This is a genomic window from Sphingobium sp. ba1 (assembly GCF_000743655.1).
Taxonomy (GTDB): Bacteria; Pseudomonadota; Alphaproteobacteria; order Sphingomonadales; family Sphingomonadaceae; genus Sphingobium.
The window spans coordinates 1-2745 of sequence record NZ_JPPQ01000019.1 but is presented as its reverse complement, the minus strand read 5'-3'; the positions used below and the strand labels follow the sequence as shown (position 1 = coordinate 2745).

Sequence of the window (2745 nt, the reverse complement as noted above, 5' to 3'; positions counted from 1 at the left end):
CAACATCGCCTGGTTGGGCACATTGTCGGGCACCTTGCGCAGCCCGTCCATATCGTCGCTGAACGCGATCAGCCGGGTCGGCACATCCGATAGCGCATGCCAGGCATTGCGAACCATGGTAGTGCGCAGCACTTCGTTGAACGTGCCGATATGTGGCAGGCCCGATGGACCATAGCCGGTTTCGAACAGGATATGTCCCTTAGCCGGAACGCCGCCGTCCGGCCCATGGGGCGGATAGCGTTTGAGCAGCTTGCGCGCTTCTTCATAGGGCCAGGCCTTGGCCGCCTGCGCGGCGGTACGGAGCGTGTCGGATACAGTCATGCCCGGCCTCTACCGCCCCGCTCCGCGAAAGGGAACGGCTTTTGCTGACAATCCCCGTTAGGAATTGGCCGTCTTTGCCTTTCATTAACCTTGAATGTTGATAATGGCTGCGGTGATTGGAGGCGATATGCAGATCAAGCGCAGCCGTGAGCGCATCTCCGTCGAGATCCCCATCGTCGTCACGACGGTGCTCGACAGCTTGCGCGGCGTGATCGTCGACTTGAGCGAAGGCGGTGCCCAGGTCGTTGGCTGCACGCTCCCCCCGAAATCCCAGTGCCAGCTCGACTTGGATGGCTATAGCGTGTTCGGCACCGTTCGCTGGTCCGAAGAGGACCGGATGGGCATTCGCTTTCCTTACGAATTGACCGAGGGGCCGCTGTTCGAAAAGCTCGAAGCGGTAAAGGCAGCCCGCCGTGCGCCACTCCCCTTTCAACCACGCCCGCAATCCATGGGCATGGGCGGTGGCGGTTTTGGCCGCCGTACAGGCTGAAAGCCGACCAAAACAGGTTTTCCTTTTGTTCCTGTTCGCCTAAGCCGGGCAGGTGATCGACCCCGCCGACCTTCCCGCCCTTCACGCCAGCCATGGTGGCATCTGGTTGCGCGATGGCGGCCGCACGCAAGGGCTTGCCAAGGGACGGGCGATCGCCCGCGCGGCCGAAACCCCCGTGCTGCTGCTCAATGCACCTTTGACCGGCCAGCGGCTCGGCTATCCCGAATTGAACGGCCTCGACCTGCTGGAATTATGGGCTTTTCTTCACCCCGCCCGCTTTCTGGTGCCCACACCCAAGGGGCTGGCGGCGGCGCTCAATTTGGCGGTTCCGGCCAGCGAAGGCGACATTCCCGGCCTGCTGCAACAAGCGGCACAAGTGATGCTCGATCGGCTGGGATCGACCGACTGGACCGAGCGCGAAGGCGGCTGGACCGCAGCGCAATCGCTGCACCGGTTGCGCTGGACCTGGGCACTACTGGTCGCGCCGCGCATCGCCAAGCCCAAGGAAGCCGAACGCTGGCTCTTTTCCAAATTGCCCGAATGGGAGGAGGCGCAGCCCCGTCCCGCGCCGCGCACGATCGCGCTGGATGAAGGGCAGGTGCTGGCCCGGCTCGACGCACTGACCGGTGCGGGAGCCGAGCCGCGTCCTGGCCAGCGCGCCTATGCCGCCGCCGCCAGTGCCGCCTTCCTGCCGCGTCGCCATCGCGACCAGCCCAATATGCTGCTCGCCGAGGCAGGCACCGGCATCGGTAAGACGCTGGGCTATCTCGCCCCCGCCTCGCTCTGGGCGGGACAGGCGCAGGGGACGGTGTGGGTGTCGACCTATACCAAGGCGCTGCAGCGCCAGCTCGATCGCGAATCGCTGCGCCTCTTTCCCGACCCAGCCGTCGCCGCCAAGCGCGTGGTGGTGCGCAAGGGACGGGAAAATTATCTCTGCCTGCTCAATCTGGAAGACGCGCTGCAAGGCGGTTTCACCGGGCGCGCGGCCATATTGGCGCAACTGGTCGCGCGCTGGGCGGCGTTCAGCAAGGATGGCGACATGGTCGGCGGCGACCTGCCCGGCTGGTTGCCTACCTTGTTCCGGCGCAATGGATCGACCGCGCTGACCGACCGGCGGGGCGAGTGCATCTATGCCGGCTGCCCCCATTATCGCAAATGCTTCATCGAGCGGTCGTCGCGGGCGAGCGCGGATGCGGACATCGTCATCGCCAACCATGCGCTCGTCATGATCAACGCCGCGCGCGGGCGGGAAACCGGGCAGCGGCCACAGCGGATCATCTTCGACGAAGGCCATCATCTGTTCGATGCCGCCGATTCGACCTTTTCGGTCGCGCTATCGGGGCAGGAAGCGATCGAGTTGCGCCGCTGGATCATGGGGCCGGAGGGCGGATCGCGCGGGCGGCGGCGCGGGCTGGCGGCACGCCTGTCCGATCTTGCCAGCTATGACGAGGAAGGCGGACACGCGATCCGCGCGGCGATCGACGCGGCGCAGGCACTGCCCGCCGATGAATGGCTCAAGCGCGTCGTCGCGGGCGAACCGTTCGGGGCGCTGGAGGCCTTGCTGACCGCAGTGCGCGCCACCGTCTATACCCGCGCCGCCGATACGGGCGAGGCCGACGCGGGCTATGGTATGGAAACCGAACTGGCCGAACCGGACGGCGCACTGGTCGAGGCGGCACAGGAAGCGGCGCTGGCGCTCGACGCGCTCATCAAGCCATTGGTACGGCTGGGGCGGCGGCTGGAAGCGGTGATCGAGGATGCGCCCGACTGGCTGGACAGCGCGGCGCGGGCACGGATCGAGGGCGCGGTGGCATCGCTCGGCTGGCGGCGCGACCTGATCGCGGCCTGGCTGGCGCTCCTCACGCGCATCGGCGGCCCGGCGGACCCCGACTATGTCGACTGGCTGGCGGTCGATCGGATCGAGGGGCGCGAGT

The 2745-nt window shown here is 66.6% G+C and carries 2 protein-coding genes and 1 pseudogene; 2 read left to right on the top strand and 1 reads right to left on the bottom strand.

Going from position 1 to position 2745, the window contains the following annotated elements:
- Positions 1-321, bottom strand: a pseudogene (gene lysK / locus IL54_RS02015) (lysine--tRNA ligase); the annotation flags it as partial.
- Between the two features lie 127 nt (positions 322-448).
- On the opposite strand from lysK, the gene IL54_RS02010 reads away from it, so the two are divergent.
- The gene (locus tag IL54_RS02010) at positions 449-811 is read left to right on the top strand and encodes a PilZ domain-containing protein (protein ID WP_037472688.1); all 363 of its coding nucleotides are present in this window, start codon (positions 449-451) and stop codon (positions 809-811) included.
- A 52-nt stretch (positions 812-863) separates the two neighbouring features.
- Positions 864-2745: helicase (locus IL54_RS02005; protein ID WP_037472685.1), on the top strand; the 1882-nt coding region annotated here is incomplete at its 3' end.